We start from the raw sequence: 17,103 nt of genomic DNA, 5'->3' as shown, positions 1-17,103 counted from the left end.
CCTTTTATATCTCATTTTTAATTTTTTCAAGCTCTTCTATTTTTGTTATAAATTGCTCTTTTTTATCTTTTACAAAAAGTATTCTATCTTTATTTATCTCTAAATATTGCTCTTTTGAGTATTTTATAATTTTAAATAGATAGTTTCTTTTTGAAGTTAAAAAATCTTCTATTTTTTCAAAACCAAAATTTGCTTTTAATTTTGCTACTATTTCATCTTCTCTTGGACAATTTATAGAGAATCTACTAGGTTCTTTTTTGTATAACTCTTCACTTTCTACTATTTGTTGTTCAAAATGAGCAATAGTTGCTTGAGTTGTTTGAATATATGAATAAGATAATGCCCCATTAAAATATGCAAACTTTTTTCTTAAAGCTGAAATGTTTTCTAAAATTGCTTTATAGAAAAACCTTATAACATTTTCATAAACTTTTGCAGCAAAGTGTCTTGTATTTGAAAACTCAATATCAGATGCAATTTCTCTATTTTTTCTTATAAGCTCATAGTTTTCTTGCCATTTTACAATATCATTTTTTACAATTCTAAAAACTTCTCTAAAAGATTCATCAGTATCTAATTCAACATTTTTAAGTAGCTTTATTGATCTTTTAAACATTTTATCAACAGTTTGATCATCATAAAATAAAGCTTTGTAAATAGCATCACTATCTACCCAAAATGTTTCAAAATCGAATTTTTCTATTTTTTCACCAAATAGTGATTTTGAAGCTTCAAATCTTGTAGATTTTTTTCTTTTTATATTTTTAAATGTTTCATGTGCAATTTTCTCCATTACACTCTCTAGAGAGTTATAGATTGTAAATAGTTCTTTTGAATATTTTTTATAGATATTATCAAAAGCTTCAAGAACTCTAGGTTCACAAGACTCTAAAATTTCAACTAAAGCATCATAAACTTTTATTATTGTTTCATACTCTTTTACTAAAATATCACAAAAATTTCTTAAATCTTTTTTTATAGCAAACTCTTTTGCTTCAGAAGCTTGAGGCCTAATAGTAGTTTCAATAAAATCTAAAACCTCTTGAATATTTGAGTCTTCTAAAAGTTTTGTATTAAGTGTTGTATCAGCTAATTTTATAGTTTTTATTCTATTTTTATGTTCAGATAAAAGTTTATCTATGTTGTTATTATTTTCAATATCACTAGATAAAAGCTCTTTTTTTAACTCAGATAAAAGATTTATATTTTCATCTTCTATTAAAATATCTTTCTCTTTTGCTCTTCCTTCTAATGCTTTTATTGCAGAAATTGGCACAACTTTTGCAAAATATTTACCAAATTTATCTTTTACATAGTTTGTAGTTGTTTCTACTTGTTCAGGAGTTAGTTTATCTTTTTGATTTAAAACACACAAAGATTTATTTTTAAAGTGTTGCATATACTCTTCTAAAACTTGTGCTTCTGATAGTTTTCCAGCATTATCAATAAGTGTTAACCAAATAATTCCTCCAACATCTTTTAATACTCTTTTTGTAACATCTGTATCACTTTGTGATTGAGAGTTAAGACCAGGAGTATCAACAAAAGATATATCTTTTAAAATAGGCATTGGAGCATAAAGAGTAAGATATTTGATGTTTTGCATCTCATCTTTTCTTTGATCTGTAAAATCAGCAATACTTTCTATTGGTGCAAACTCTGTTGCTCCAGAGTAGTATGTAATTTTAAGTTTAAAATCTTCACCATAATTTATAAAATTTACTTTAGAGGTAACTGGAGTAATTCCAGTTGGTAAAATATTTCTTGAGAGTAGGGCATTTAAAAATGTAGATTTTCCAGCACTAAATTGTCCAGTAATTGCAACTTCCATGGGATATCTAGCTCTTTTTAATTGTTTATTTAAAATTGTTTGAAACTGAATTGATGGATAGAATTTTTCATCTAAAAGTTTATCTATTGTTTTTTGAATTTCACCAACTAGACCATCTTCATATACTATCTCTTTTATTGAGTTGTTTTCATGATATTCACTAGCAAAATTTTTTAAAATGTTAAAATTTGCACTCATTATTTTAATCCTTTTATATTTAACACAATATTTTCAAGTTTTTTTATATTTTTGTGTAAATTTATAGATAATTCAGCTTTGTTTTTCTCATTATCTTCAAATGTTGAAATTTTCTCCTGAAGAGTTGCCTCTTCATTTATTAATCTTTGCTCAAACTCTTTTAGAGGAGCATTTAAAGTATCAAAAAAGTTTTCAATTAATAGTGAACTAACTTTTTTTGCTTTTGTTTTAATATCATCTTCAATAGTTTTAAATTGATTTTTTACTATTTCTTCAATATTTCTATCAAGCTCGTTTAATTTTCCTTCTTTTGCATTTGCTACAGCTACTATTATTTGATTAACCATAATTTCATTGTTTGATGTTAAAAAACCACTTTTAAAATCTTCCTGAAAGAATCCTCTAGCATCAAAGTTTTCATTTTTGTGTCCAATTAGAAAACCTAAGTCATGATATTTTTGTTCACATTGTTCGCCTATAGTTTGAGATTTTTTTATAAATTTATATCGATAATCTCTTATAACATCAATAATTCCATCTTTAATTGCAGTTTCAACAATAACTTTTACTCTAGCATTTTCTGGTCTTTTTTTTGTTTTTTCTAAAGAGTATCTAGTATCATTTACAACTCTTTGTTTTATTATATTTTGAAGTTCTAATAATTCACTTTGTAAAAATGTTTCTAAAGAGTCTATATATGATTTGGCATCATTTTTATAATAATTTATATCTTCACTCATAGAATAAAGTACTCTTTTATTTGCATCTTTTTTCTTGTTAAACTCTTTTAACTCTATTTCAAGCTCATCTTTTGATTTATTTAATAAAGTTAGCTCATAGTTATTAAATCCTATTTGTTTCTCTAAAACTCTATTAATTTGAGTTTTTGCTGATTGAATTACTAAATCTCCTTTAGCAGAAGAAGTTCCAAATAGACTCTCCATTAGATAATTTTCTATCTCTAAAATTCCTGTATCTTCCAATGTAAAACCAGCTTCTAGTGCCTCTTTTTCTCTTCCTGTTCTATGTAGAAGTGCCATATAACCTGATATGGGAATAAATTTTATAGTATTTAAAATATGATCTAATTGAGAGTCTTTATTTTGAGCTTTTAGTTGTCTTTGTATTGAAGTTTTAGTATATTGTATAACTTCATCTAGATTTTTTTTACTTACTGTATCAGCTCTTGTAATTACAACTAAAAGTTTTGAAATATTTTGATATAAAACAGCATCTATAATAAACTCAACATCTTTCAAAGTTGCACTCTGACTTACATTCATTAGATGTATCATCATATCACATTTACTAATATACTCTTTTGTAATCTCCTCTCTTTGAATAACAGGGTCATCAAGACCTGGAGTATCAACTATTTCTATACCATCACTTAAGAATTTAAGATTACTACCTAGCTCAACATATTTTACAAGATTACATTTTTTTGCACTATGTTCTGCTGAAGTGTAAGATTTTAAATCATTTATATCAACTTCATCAAATCTTGAAGTTTCTTGTACATAATTTTTTAGATTTTCACCAAAAACTCTATTTGTTTCATCTACAAAATCTCTCATACTTTCTAAACTATTTGCACTATCTTCTATTTTTTGCCACTCTTTCTTATTCCAATAGAAAACTTTTGCATTATCAGTTGGATTATGTTTTACAATAGTTAAATTTGCAGTCTCAGGAACAACGGCACTCCCTAAAATCTCTTTTCCCATAAGTGCATTTAGCATTGTAGATTTTCCTGCATTCATAACACCTGTTATTCCAATAGAGAACTTTTGATTATTCATATAAGAGTTTATATCCTCAAGTTCTATTAAAATTTCTTTGCTTTTTAGCTCTTTTTTTAAATCAATTAAAGTATTTTCAATAATAATTTTTAGATCTTTAAATGGAGTTTTACTCTCACTTTCCATCTTTTTTATATGTTCTAAATCACTATCTTCTATATTTTTATTTTCAAATAGTGATATTAGTTTTTTAAAACCTTCTGTATTTAGTATATTTTGATTATTTAAATACTCAAATGACTCAATTAAAGTAGTAATTAAATTTTTAGAACTTTTTTCATGAATTAATTCAACAATACTGTTTTGTATATTGTGAAACTCATTTATATTTGATGGAGTTTTAATATTTATTTGCTCACAAAGTTTTTTGAAGGAGTTTAAATTTAAATATTTATCATAGTTTTTTCTATTGGCACTAATAATTAATGCGAATATTGTAAAAGTGTTATCATCTAAAATTACATCAAGAGGCTCAAGCTCTAAATTTTTTTGAAAGCTAATACCGTGGTACAACAAAAAGTAGTCATTTGATAAACTCATTAATTCTCTCCTAAATAAAAAAAGTTAAATATCCATAATGATATTTAACTTTTTCTATTATTTAGATTTATGAAGGCAGAACCTTCATAAATAACTATCTAAGTGCTACTAATTTTCTTCTTAAGTAAGCAATTTTATTTTGTAGTGGTAAATGTTTTGGACAATGGTCTTCACAAGCCATTAATGACATACAACCAAATACTCCATCATCATCTCCAACTAACTCATAGAAATCTTCAGCAGTTCTATTATCATGTGGATCTATATCAAATCTTGCAATTCTATTTAATCCAACTGGTCCAACAAAGTTTGGTCTCATTAGCATTGTTCCACAAGAAGCAACACAAATACCACACTCAATACATCTATCTAATTCAAATGTATCATTTGCTACTTTTGGATCAACTCTTTGCTCCATTTTTGAGATATCAACCTCTTCATTTGTATGAATCCATGATTCAACTCTTTTGCTCATAGCATCCATCCATTTACCTGTGTTTACTGATAAATCTTTTATTAGTTCAAATGCAGGCATAGGCATTAATTGTAATTTTCCAGTTGGATAGTTTGCAATTAGTGTTCTACAAGCAAGTGCAGGTTTTCCATTTACCATCATTCCACAGCTTCCACAAATTCCAGCTCTACATACGAAGTCAAAAGATAAATCAGCATCATAGTTTTCTCTAATTAAGTTTAATGCAATAAAAAGAGTCATACCTGGAGTCTCTTCTAGCTTAAACTCTACAAAGTGAGGTTTTGAAACCTTACTTCTAGGATTATATTTAAGAACTGAAATTGTAATTTCTCTACCTTTTTGTGCGCTCATTATTTATCTCCTGCTCTTTCATTTTTCTCTTTGTAGTTCATAGGTAAACTAAATGGCATTAATGCATCTTGAATTTCATGTCTATCTTTACCTTCATTTTGCATTTTCTCAGTTATACTATCAACTTGTTCTTGTCTAACTGCTGATAATTCATGTTCAATAATCATACCCTTCGCACCATATCCTCTAAATGCAGGTGGCATCTCCATTTTCATAATATCAAGTGGTTCATAAGTAACAGTTGGTTCCATATCATTTTTATTTGGCCAAGATGTAAGAGTTCTATTTAACCAATTTTTATCATCTCTCATTAAGAAATCTTCTCTATAGTGAGCACCTCTAGATTCTGTTCTATCTCTTGCACCTTTAGCAACACAAAGTGCTATTTTTAACATTTTTGGAACTCTATAAGCTTCTTCTAATTCTGGATTTCCAGCTTTTTCTTTTGATTTAACTGTAATTTTTTTAGTTTTAGCTAATAGATCTTTTAACTCTTCAACAGCCTCTTTTAGTGGTTCACCACTTCTAAAGATACCAACTTTCTCATCCATTAACTCTTTCATTCTATTTTTAATTTTGAAAATATCTTCATTTCCATTGTAAGATAGAATTTCATCAATATATGCTTCTTGCTCATCAACAAATTTTTGAACAACAGAAGTTGGAATTGTTACATCATTTTCTAAACAGAAATCTGCAAAATAGTTTCCAATAATCATACCAGCAACAACTGTTTCAGAAACTGAGTTTCCTCCAAGTCTGTTAAATCCGTGCATATCCCAACAAGCAGCTTCTCCACAAGCAAATAGACCTTTTAGGTTTTGTGACTCACCAGTTGGTTTTGTTCTAATTCCACCCATTGAGTAGTGTTGCATTGGAAGAACTGGTGCCCAACCTTTTGGACCCTCATCAGCAGGATCAATACCGTTGAAAATTTGACATATCTCTTGAACATCTCTTAAGTTTTTCTCAATATGCTCTCTTCCTAAAATAGAGATATCTAGCCAAACATGGTATCCATAAGGAGAAGGAACACCTTTTCCATTTCTAATATGCTCAATCATTCTTCTTGAAACAACGTCTCTTGATGCTAATTCTTTTTTCTCAGGCTCATAATCTGGCATAAATCTGTGACCATCAACATCTCTTAAAATTCCACCATCTCCTCTACAACCCTCTGTTAATAAAATTCCTGATGGAACAATTGGAGTTGGATGGAATTGTACAGCTTCCATATTTCCTAAAGTTGCAATTCCAGTCTCTAAAGCAATAGCAGCACCTGTTCCTTCACAAATTACAGCATTTGTAGTTTGTTTAAATACTCTTCCATATCCACCTGTTGCAATACAAGTTCCTTTTGCAACATAAGCTTCTAATTCACCTGTAATTAAATCTCTAACAACAGCTCCATAACATCTTCCATCTTCATGAATTAAACTAATTGCTTCTTTTCTATCTCTAATATCAACATTATGTTTTAAAGCTTCATTTGCAACACCAAATAGCATTGTGTGTCCAGTTGCATCAGCTGTGTAACATGTTCTCCATTTTTTAGTACCACCAAAATCTCTTGAAGTGATAAGTCCGTGTCTATCTTCATCTTCTGTTATAGTTGTTTTTTTAGCATTAATAACAGCTTCTCTAGTACCTTTTTCAACTCTTGACCAAGGAACCCCCCAGCTTGCTAACTCTCTAATAGCTTTTGGTGCAGTGTGTACGAACATTCTAGCAACATCTTGATCACATCCCCAGTCACTACCTTTTACAGTATCTGCAAAGTGTAAATCTTCATTATCTCCATCAGACATTTTAGAGTTTCCTAAAGATGCTTGCATACCACCTTGAGCAGCAGCACTATGAGATCTTTTAACTGGAACTAAAGATAAAACAATTGTACTTAATCCCTTTTTTTGTGCAGCAACAGCAGCTCTAAGACCTGCAAGTCCTCCACCAATTACTAATGCATCACAGTAATTAATTTTCATTATGCGATTCCTCCAACACTTTTAGTTTTTAAGTCATAATTCATTATATGTGCAGATGGTTTAAATGAATCTCTAGGAATATTATTTTTAGAGTTTTCGTAACCAATTTTCATATAAGCCGCAAGTGATGCAAATCCTAAAACTAAGAAAAATACTGTTAACGCCCATTTAAGTTTTTTAAGTGCTTTTCTTGTTGCTTTTGGATTTTCACCATCAAACCATCCCCATTTTACACAAAGTCTATAAAGACCAATTGTTCCATGGAATTCAACAGCTAATAATAAAAGAATATATAGTGGCCACATATATTCATCCCAAACTCTAGCACTACTTTCGTAAGGACCTATTTGGTCAGGGTGAGTCATAATTACATATAAATGCACTGATCCTAGGAAGAACATTGCAAATCCTGTAAATGCCTGTGTAAACCATAATTTTGTATCATCATGTCCCATACTTTTTGAATGAGCTTTAATTACTTGGTACTGTTTAAAGTTACCTGGTAATTTTCTCATTCCTAAAGCAGCATGAACAATAAAAATAACAAAAATAACAAGTGCAGCAATAGATACTAAAAGTGGATTTCCATCTTCAAATATAAAGCTACCTTCTAATAATTTTGTAACTTGGTACATAAAATCATTTGACACCAATATTGATGCAACAAGCATCATATGTGCCCACATAAATAAAGCTAAAAAACCACCTGTAAAACTTTGAATAAAGTCAAGTTTTGCAGGTAATCTACTTTTTCTTCCTTCTTCGGTTTTCCCTAAATAACCCTCTACTAGGTCACTCATTTTCTATCCTTTTCTTTAGATTTAGATTTCATAACATAATATCAAATTATAGGTTTAAAATTAATCAATAAAAAAGCTTTTTGTTAAAAAAAAATAAAAGATTGTAGAAAAGTGACATTTAGCCCATTTTCAGTGGACTAAATGTTAAAATAAAGTTTTATAGTGTTACTAAAATACTCACTATAAAAATAGAGATTTTACAGCTAATTGTGCAAAATTTATTAAAGTATCAATATTTAATGCTGGAATAAAGAATACAACAGCAGAACCAATACCACCAACAACAGTTAAAACAGCAACAAAAAGTATTGCATATGTAGATACTCTACTGTCGTTGAAATCTTCACTTATGCACTCCTCTTTTGGAGGATAAAAATACATAACAGCAATTAATCTTAAATAGTAATACATTGAAACTATTGTTGCAAAAATTGCAAAAATTGCTAATGCAACATATCCAGCTTTTAATGCTTCTGTAAATACATAAACTTTTCCTATAAAACCTATAGTTCCAGGAATTCCTGCAAGTGATAACATAAATATTGTCATCATTGCAGCTAAAAATGGTCTTTGCTTTGCTAAACCTTTAAAATCATCAAAAGTAACTTTAATGTTTGTCTCTGAAATAATATGAGAAGCTAATCCAAATGCTCCTAGTGCAGATACTAAATAAGCAATTAAATAGAACATTATAGAGTAAGCTGCTTCAATATTTAGTATTGAATTATTTGCATAACTTAAAGAGATAAAAGCAAGAAGTAAATAACCTGTGTGTACTATAGAAGAAGCTGCTAACATTCTTTTTACAATATCTTGAGTAATAGCAAGCCAAGTTCCAAATAGAAGAGTTAAAATAATTACAACTTGTAAAATAGTGTCCCAAAAATCTATAATTGGAGCTATATAATCTAATATTAATCTCATAAAAAATGAGAATATAGCAATTTTAAATGTAGATGCCATATATGCTGTAATAATCATAGGAGCACCTCTATAGATATCTAATACCCAAGACTGGAAAGGAAATGCTGCAATTTTGAAAAGGAAAGTAAATAAAATTAGTGTTAAACCAACATATAAAAGCTCAAGATTTGAACCATTACTTGCTTGAATATACGAATAAATATCTGCCAAATTTGTACTTGCGACAGTACCAAAAACTAAAACAAGTCCTAATAGGAAAAATGCACCAATAAATGCACCAAGTACTAAATATTTAAAAATAGCTTCAACTCTTTTTGAATCATCACTATTGTAACCAACCATAATATATACACTAAATGATGCAATTTCTAATGCAATAAATGCAGTTATTAGCTCATTTGCTTGCGCTAAAACCATCATTCCAAAAAGAGCAAAAAGTAAAATACTAAAAAATTCACCTTTGAAATAACTTCTATGTTGTAAATAGTGTTCACCAATTAAAATTGTCAATAAAGTACCTAAAATTAATAAAATATTAAAGAAATTTGAAAAAGTATCAAAAGTTAAAACATTATTTAAAAAACTATCATAAGGCTGAATAGAATATAGAGTATTTGCATTTAAAAGTGCAAATGCTAAAGCTATAACTAAAAATAGTGAAGATACAAAAATATGACTTTTTACACTAATTTTTTCATACATACTCATAAACAGAAGAGCAATAGCCCCAAATAAAACCAGTAAAGTTGGAATTAAATAAATAAAATTACTCATCTTGTTGCTCCAATTTGTAAAATATCTTGTAAGTAGTGTGTAACTGTTGGTTCAAATTTATCTATAAAAACTTCTGGATAAAATCCCATAATAAACACTAAAACAACCCATGGAACAAGTCCAACAATCTCTTTGATTTTTAAATCTCTCATATTAAGTTCAGCTGAACCTTCTGGTCTATCTTGCAAAATTGCTCTTTGAAACATCCAAAGCATATAAGAAGCTCCAATAATAACTGATAAAGCAGCAATAACACCTAGATAAATATTAAAGTTAAATACACCAAAAATTATAAGTAATTCAGAAACAAATCCATTTGTACCTGGAAGTCCAACATTTGCAAAAAGCATAACAGCAAAAACGAATGTAAATATAGGAGCTTTTTTTGAAATTCCACCTAAATCTTTTATAGTTTTAAATCCTGTTTGTTCTTGCATTAATCCTACAAGTAAAAATAGGGCTCCTGTAGCAATTGCGTGAGCAATAATTAAATATAAAGCTCCATTTATACCATAAGAGTTTAATGAAAAAATACCAGCAGCTATAAAACTTAAGTGTGAAGCTGAAGAGTATGCAAACATTCTTTTAATATCATCTTGCATAAGTGCAGCTATTCCAAAGTACACAAGACCAAATAGACCAATAATTACAAACCAAGTTGAAAACTCAATATAAACCTCTGGAAATAGTGGTATCATAAATCTTAAAACAGCATAAACTCCTAGTTTTGCCATAATCGATGATAGTAAAAATACAGCACCAGTTGGAGCATTTTTATATGTTTCCATAATCCAAGTATGAAGAGGAAATAGTGGAATTTTTATTGCAAATGCTACTAAAAATCCTAAAAATAACCAAACTTTTGTATTGTAATCAAGTATTGATATTTGCATTAATTTATCATAAGCAAAAGACCACACACCAAACTCACTATGATAAGCAACTCCTAGATATAAAATTGCTACAAGCATTAAAAGTGAACCAGCCATTGTATAAACAGTTACTTTGATTGTTGTGAAAACTTTATCACCAAATCCAAATTGACCAATCATAAGAAAAACTGGTAAAAGCATAATTTCCCAAAAGAAGTAGAAAAGAACAACGTCTAATGAAAGTAAAGTTCCTGTTACACCAGTTTGAACTAAAAGCATATTTATCCAATAACCTTTAGTTTTGCCTTCCCATAAGAGAAGGTATGAAGTTGGAATTAAAATTGCAATCATCATTAAAATTGTTAATGAGATTCCATCTAAACCAATATAGTAGTTTATACCATATGTTTCAATCCAAGCAACATTTGTTACAAATTGCATTCCAGAACTTGGTTCAAATTCTAAATAAAGTTTAAGCACAAGTGCTAAAATAACTGTAGTTGTAAGAAATGCAATATTTCTAATAGTATTTACATCTCTAGTTGTTATCATTAAACCTATTGCTACAATAGCAGGTAAAAATATAATAAATGAAAGAATATCTGCACTCATATTATAACCCTAATTTTAAATATAGATATACAAATATACAAGTCATTCCAGCAAGCATAAACAGTGCATAGAACCGTACATTTGCATTTTGTATTAATGCTACTTTTCTTCCAATAGCTACAAAATAGATTGAAGATTTCATAATAAATGCATCAATAATTTTTGCATCTAAAACTTTATCAATAAAACAAGATATTGCTTTTGAAGTTTTAACAAATAAAATATCATAAAGCTCATCAACATAAAGTTTTCTTCCAACAAAACCAACTTCAAGTTCAGGTTTTTCTAAATCAAATCTTGCATATTTTTTATATGCAATAAATATACCAAAAGAGGCAACTAGAACTGAAAGAGCCATTAAAATATACTCTGTACTATGAGATAGAGTAATTGTTTTTGAATTTAAGCTTCCAAGCCAAGTATCTACCATATGTGTTCCACCAAATATAGAAGGTAGATTTAAAAATCCTGCTGTAACAGCACCTACTGCTAATACTACAAGTGGGAAAGTGATAGTTTTACTTGTATATACATACTCTTTTTTATGATGATTTGGTGTAACAAAAACAACAAAATATAGTCTAAACATATAAAATGCAGTTAAAAATGCAGTAAATAGTGCTATACCATAAATTAAGTAGTGACCTTCTTGAAATGCTGCTGCTAAAATTGCATCTTTAGAGAAGAACCCAGAAAATGGTGGAATTCCTGAAATTGCAATAACTCCTATTAAGAATGTTGCAGAAATTATTGGCAATATTGCTCTATGTTTAGCAATATTAAAAATATTTTGTTCATGATGAAGTGCAATTATAACTCCACCAGCTCCCATAAATAGCATTGCCTTAAAGAATGCATGTGTGAAAACATGAAATAATCCACTTGAGTAAAATCCAAGTCCAACAGCTATAAACATATAACCTAATTGACTCATAGTTGAGTATGCAAGTATTTTTTTAATATCTGTCTGTTTTGTTGCAATAATAGCAGCAAGAAGAGCTGAAAATGCTCCAATATATGCTATGAATATTCCAATTTCTTCTATTCCTGTATATAAGAAATTAAATCTCGCAACCATATAAACCCCAGCTGTAACCATTGTTGCTGCGTGAATTAGTGCAGAAATTGGTGTTGGACCTGCCATTGCATCTGGAAGCCAAGTATATAGTGGAATCTGAGCTGATTTTCCCATAGCTCCTACAAATAATAATATACCAGCTAATAAAAGCCAACCATTTGATGCATTTGATAAATTTGCTTCAATTGAAGAGAAAGATAGATCAACTTGACCTAATGCAAAAAATAGTGTTGCAACTCCTAAAAGGAACCCAAAATCTCCAACTCTGTTTACAATAAATGCTTTATTTGCAGCAATAACATTATTTTTTTCACCATAATAGAATTTAATTAAAAGGTATGAACAAACTCCAACACCTTCCCAACCTATAAATAAAATTATTGGATTGTCTGCAAGTACAAGAATCAACATTGATGCTAGGAATAGATTAAAGTAAGCAAAAAATTTACCAAAACCTTCATCATCTTTCATATATCCAACAGCATAGATGTGAATTAACCAACCAACAAAAGTTACAAACATTGACATAAAAATAGATAAATTATCACCCAAAAATGCCATATCAATATTTAAGTTTTCAACATTTAACCATGTAAATATATGTTGCTTAAATATAATTTTTTCTTCAATCATTCTTAAAAATAGACTAAGAGTTATTAAAAAAGAGATTAAAGGAGTTAATGTTCCAATTATTGCAAAATAATTTTCTGATATTTTTTGTTTTTTGATATTATAAAAATATAAACCACCATTTAAAATAGCCCCAAGTAAAGGAGCTAATATTATCCAAACTAAAAGATTTGTACTCATCTTTTTTCTCCTTGAGATAGAGATGTAAATAGATCTGTATCCAAAGATTTTTTAGATCTAAACAGCAATATTACTATTGATAGAAATATTGCAGCTTCAGCTGCAGCAATTGATATAACCATAATTGAAACAATTTGAGGATCAACATTAAAATGGTATCTAGCAAATGTTACTAAAAATAGATTTATAGCATTTAACATAAGTTCAAGTGACATATAAATCACAAAAATATTTCTTCTAGCAATTACTCCAATTGCACCAATTGAGAATAAAATCATAGATACAAAAGCATAAGAAGTTAATGATATCATTTTTTAATCCTCCTTTGAAGTTATTTTAGTTTTTCTTCTTTTTGCAAGAACAACAGAACCTACAAGTGCAATTAGAAGTAAAATAGATATTAATTCAAATGCTATAATCCACTCATTATAAAGAATAAGCCCAACTGGTTTTATAGTTCCAAAATCACCTTCTATAGGATACAAATCTTTACTAGGTAAATTTGATACAGCTTTTAAAACTAAAATATTTAGAGGAATCATTAAAATAGCACCAAAACCAATAAGCATAAACTTTTTAGGTTCTTTTGGTAAATCCTCTTCTTTAATATTTAAAAACATTAAAATAAATAGAATTAAAGCCATAATAGCACCAGCATAAACGATAATTTGTACCATAAACAACAAAGTTGCATTTAAAAGTGCAAACATTCCAGCAACACTTAGCATAGTAATTAAAAGCCCCAATGCACTAAACATTGGACTTTTGTAAACTAGCATAGCTATAGCACCAGTAATTGCAAAAAATGCTAAAGCAATAAATAGTATATCAGCCATTATTCAAAATCCTTTGATCTCTCATTTTTCATAAGAGCTTTTTTATCTAATACAAACTCTTCTCTAGTTGAAGCTGTAAAAGAGAAAATTCCAGTATCCATTCTTATTGCATCACATGGACAAGCTTCTACACAATATCCGCAAAATACACACTCAAGAAGATCTATTTTAAACTCTTTTGGTCTTTTTTCATCAACACCATCAAATCTCTCTTCAGCTTCTATAAATATACATTCAGCAGGACATGCTGTAGCACACATAAAACAAGCAACACATTTTTCAGTTCCATCATCATGTTTTGTAAGTCTATGAACACCTCTATATCTTTCCGTTATATCACTTGGTTGAACCTCTGGATATTGTAAAGTACTTACCCCTTCTACATCTCTTAGATTTTTAAAGAAGTGTTTAAAAGTTGTTTTCATTCCACCAGCAATAGCAGGAATGTATAGCTTATCTCTAAATGAACTTCCATATCTTGGTACTATTTTTATTGCCATCTTAATTTCCTAACACAACAACAATCGCTGTTATTACAATATTTAATAAAGCTAGAGGAATTAGAACTTTCCATCCTAGCATTTGTAGTTGGTCATATCTAATTCTTAAAACAGTCCATCTAACCCACATATAAACAAAAGCCATCATAAAAAATTTAACCATAAAAGTTCCAACTTGAATAACAGCTGTTGCAATATTTACTCCATTTGTTCCAAGTCCATTTATTAAAAATGATATTAAAATTCCCATGATTACCAAACACAATGACCAGAAAATAATAGTTAATATTTTTGTCTCTTTTTCTCTGCTTGTATCATTTCCAACTCTTTTGTTATTTTTCTTCATCCATCTTGTAAATATAAAAATTTTAATTGGAAGTAAAATAACTATTGCCAAAATAACATAATTTATATTTGCTTGAATAGTTGCTGTATCCATCCAAGGAATTTGATAACCACCAAAAAATAGTGTTACTATTAGCGCACTTGAAGCACTCATAGCTGCATATTCACCAACTTGGAAAAGTCCAAATTTCATTGCACTATACTCTGTATGATATCCAGCAACTATTTCACTCTCTCCTTCTGCTAAGTCAAAAGGCGCTCTATTTGTCTCTGCAAATGAACAAACAATAAATATAATAGCAGCTAATGGTTGAATAAATATTCCCCACATAGGAATAACTCCCAAATAAGTTCCTGTTTGTGCATTTACAATATCTGTTAAATGGATTGTACCGTAAGATATAATCATAGATATAATTGATAATCCCATAGCAGCTTCATAAGAGATAACTTGAGCAGAAGCTCTAATTGAACCTAAAAGTCCATATTTACTTTGAGATGAATAACCACCTAAAATAATCCCATAAACACTAAGCCCAGCAAATGCTAAAAACCACATAATTCCAAGCTCATTTGGTATAGCTTGCATTGTGTGAGCTTTTCCATCTATTGTTAAAACATCAGCATAAGGGATAACTGCAAAAGTTAAAAATGAAGCTATAAATACAATAGCAGGAGCAATTGTAAAGAAAAACTTATGCTTTATATGAGAAGGTGTGAAATCTTCTTTAAATATAAGTTTCAACATATCAGCAACTGCTTGAACAAGACCACCTAGTCTTATAACTCCAATGCTACATCTATTTGGACCACTTCTATCTTGAATAAATCCAGCAATTCTTCTTTCCCACCAAACCCAAAGTGGTGTTAGCCCAACAGCAAGAACGACTGATAAGGCAATATTTACAATAATTATAATTGTAGTACTCATATAGTTCCTTTTTCAATCATAGATTTAATATTCTCTATAATCGTTGTAATTGTAGGCATAGGACTATTTTTATCTAATTTAGAAACAACTTTTTGTCTTATTCCATCACAGTTTATGTATGAACCACTTTTTTCATAAAAAGATGCAACAGGAACTGCAATATCTGAATTTCCTACTGTTAAACAGTGGTTAGAGAATAAAGATATAAGTTTTTTATTTTCAAGTAAATTTAATTTATCTTCAAAATAACTATTTTCTAAAACAAAAATAGTTTTTGCTTCATTTAAAGCTTTTTCAAAAAACTCTTTAGTTTCATCTATTTGAAGTTCTTTAAAAGATGCTCTATTTGCAGTTTTATCAGCTTTTTTTAACCAATCATCTGCAAAAGATTCATCAAAAGTATTTGGAGAATAACCACTTAGTTTTATATTTAATTTATCTGCGAGCGCTTTTACATTTATCATCTCTTCATAAGATAAATTAGGACTTAAAAGTATTAATTTATTATCATGACTTGATAACTCTTTGAAGATATTAATAATAGCATTTGAAATATTTGTCTCATTTTTATTAATTAATGCAGTTGTAAATCTATTTGTTGCATCATTTTCATAAGATAATCTTCCATAATCACACATAAACCAACCGTTTACTGCTCTATTTGTTCTTGGTCTAAATCTATAAATCATATCATCTTTATATTTCTCTTTTCTATGATCTACATTTATATTACACCCTTTTGAACAACCATTACAAATAGCTTCAAAACTTTGTAAAAACCAAACTCTTTGTTTAAATCTAAAATCTTTGCTTGTTAATGCTCCAACAGGACATAAATCAACAACATTCATTGCGTATGGGTTATCTAAAGGACGTCCAGGAAATGTCCCAATCACAGAGTGATCTGTTCTATCTATAACTCCTAGTTCTGCCGTTTTTGTAATATCTTTACAAAATCTTACACATCTAAGACATAAAACACATCTCTCTTGATCCAGCATTACATTTGAACCTAAATCAACTCTTTTTCTTGCATGATTTTTATCATCAAGATTTACTCTTGAAGCATAGAAACCAGATTCCATATAGTAATCTTGTAGTTTACACTCACCAGCTTGATCACATGTAGGACAGTCTATTGGGTGATTTATAAGTTCAAGTTCTAAAATATCTTTTCTAACACTCTCTATTTTTTCACCTTTTGTTCTTACAATCATTCCATCTTTTATAGGTGTATCACATGCAATTTGAGGTCTTTTTTGCCCCTCTATTTCAACCATACACATTCTACAATTTCCATCTTTTCCCAACGCTTGATGATAACAAAAGTGAGGGATATGGATTTTTTCATCCAATAGTTTATCAATTAACAAGCTACCTTTGGTAGCTTGAAATTGAACTCCATTAATTGTTATACTAACTTGATCAGCCATAAATTC

Annotated in this window: 13 protein-coding genes; all 13 read right to left on the bottom strand. The window is 29.0% G+C overall.

Features of this window, described 5'->3' with window-relative positions:
* Window positions 1–4: 4 nt before the first annotated feature.
* Window positions 5–2,029 (bottom strand): dynamin family protein, encoded by a 2,025-nt coding sequence (locus AC5LG6_RS00825; protein ID WP_066360259.1) that lies wholly within the window; start codon window positions 2,027–2,029, stop codon window positions 5–7.
* On the bottom strand, window positions 2,029–4,371 hold the full coding sequence (locus AC5LG6_RS00820; protein WP_498585451.1) for a dynamin family protein: 2,343 nt from the start codon (window positions 4,369–4,371) through the stop codon (window positions 2,029–2,031). The genes AC5LG6_RS00825 and AC5LG6_RS00820 overlap by 1 nt, the downstream gene beginning before the upstream one ends.
* A 94-nt stretch (window positions 4,372–4,465) precedes the next feature.
* Complete coding sequence (locus AC5LG6_RS00815) at window positions 4,466–5,197, bottom strand: fumarate reductase iron-sulfur subunit (RefSeq protein ID WP_066157799.1); 732 nt, start codon at window positions 5,195–5,197, stop codon at window positions 4,466–4,468.
* Window positions 5,197–7,182: a fumarate reductase flavoprotein subunit gene (locus AC5LG6_RS00810; RefSeq protein WP_066403859.1), complete on the bottom strand. Its 1,986-nt coding sequence runs from the start codon at window positions 7,180–7,182 to the stop codon at window positions 5,197–5,199. The genes AC5LG6_RS00815 and AC5LG6_RS00810 overlap by 1 nt, the downstream gene beginning before the upstream one ends.
* Window positions 7,182–7,982 (bottom strand): fumarate reductase cytochrome b subunit, encoded by an 801-nt coding sequence (locus AC5LG6_RS00805; protein WP_066157793.1) that lies wholly within the window; start codon window positions 7,980–7,982, stop codon window positions 7,182–7,184. The genes AC5LG6_RS00810 and AC5LG6_RS00805 overlap by 1 nt, the downstream gene beginning before the upstream one ends.
* Before the next feature lie 180 nt (window positions 7,983–8,162).
* Window positions 8,163–9,680, bottom strand: coding sequence for an NADH-quinone oxidoreductase subunit N (locus tag AC5LG6_RS00800; RefSeq protein ID WP_498585450.1), 1,518 nt, complete (start codon window positions 9,678–9,680; stop codon window positions 8,163–8,165).
* The gene (locus AC5LG6_RS00795; protein WP_498585449.1) at window positions 9,677–11,164 is read right to left on the bottom strand and encodes a complex I subunit 4 family protein; all 1,488 of its coding nucleotides are present in this window, start codon (window positions 11,162–11,164) and stop codon (window positions 9,677–9,679) included. Before AC5LG6_RS00795 ends, AC5LG6_RS00800 begins: the two co-directional genes overlap by 4 nt.
* 1 nt (window position 11,165) lies before the next feature.
* On the bottom strand, window positions 11,166–13,052 hold the full coding sequence (nuoL, locus tag AC5LG6_RS00790; RefSeq protein WP_066221736.1) for an NADH-quinone oxidoreductase subunit L: 1,887 nt from the start codon (window positions 13,050–13,052) through the stop codon (window positions 11,166–11,168).
* Window positions 13,049–13,363, bottom strand: a complete 315-nt coding sequence (gene nuoK, locus AC5LG6_RS00785) for an NADH-quinone oxidoreductase subunit NuoK (RefSeq protein WP_066157782.1) — start codon at window positions 13,361–13,363, stop codon at window positions 13,049–13,051. Before nuoK ends, nuoL begins: the two co-directional genes overlap by 4 nt.
* A 3-nt stretch (window positions 13,364–13,366) precedes the next feature.
* Window positions 13,367–13,888 (bottom strand): NADH-quinone oxidoreductase subunit J family protein, encoded by a 522-nt coding sequence (locus AC5LG6_RS00780; protein WP_066221739.1) that lies wholly within the window; start codon window positions 13,886–13,888, stop codon window positions 13,367–13,369.
* Window positions 13,888–14,388, bottom strand: coding sequence for a NuoI/complex I 23 kDa subunit family protein (locus tag AC5LG6_RS00775; protein WP_066360268.1), 501 nt, complete (start codon window positions 14,386–14,388; stop codon window positions 13,888–13,890). The genes AC5LG6_RS00780 and AC5LG6_RS00775 overlap by 1 nt, the downstream gene beginning before the upstream one ends.
* Window position 14,389: 1 nt before the next feature.
* The gene (locus AC5LG6_RS00770) at window positions 14,390–15,664 is read right to left on the bottom strand and encodes a complex I subunit 1/NuoH family protein (RefSeq protein WP_066360270.1); all 1,275 of its coding nucleotides are present in this window, start codon (window positions 15,662–15,664) and stop codon (window positions 14,390–14,392) included.
* Window positions 15,661–17,097: an NADH-quinone oxidoreductase subunit G gene (locus tag AC5LG6_RS00765; protein ID WP_498585448.1), complete on the bottom strand. Its 1,437-nt coding sequence runs from the start codon at window positions 17,095–17,097 to the stop codon at window positions 15,661–15,663. Before AC5LG6_RS00765 ends, AC5LG6_RS00770 begins: the two co-directional genes overlap by 4 nt.
* Window positions 17,098–17,103 lie beyond the last annotated feature (6 nt).

This window comes from Arcobacter thermotolerans (assembly GCF_983172305.1).
Note: the sequence above shows the minus strand (reverse complement) of the source record. Positions and strands in the feature narration are given on the sequence as shown.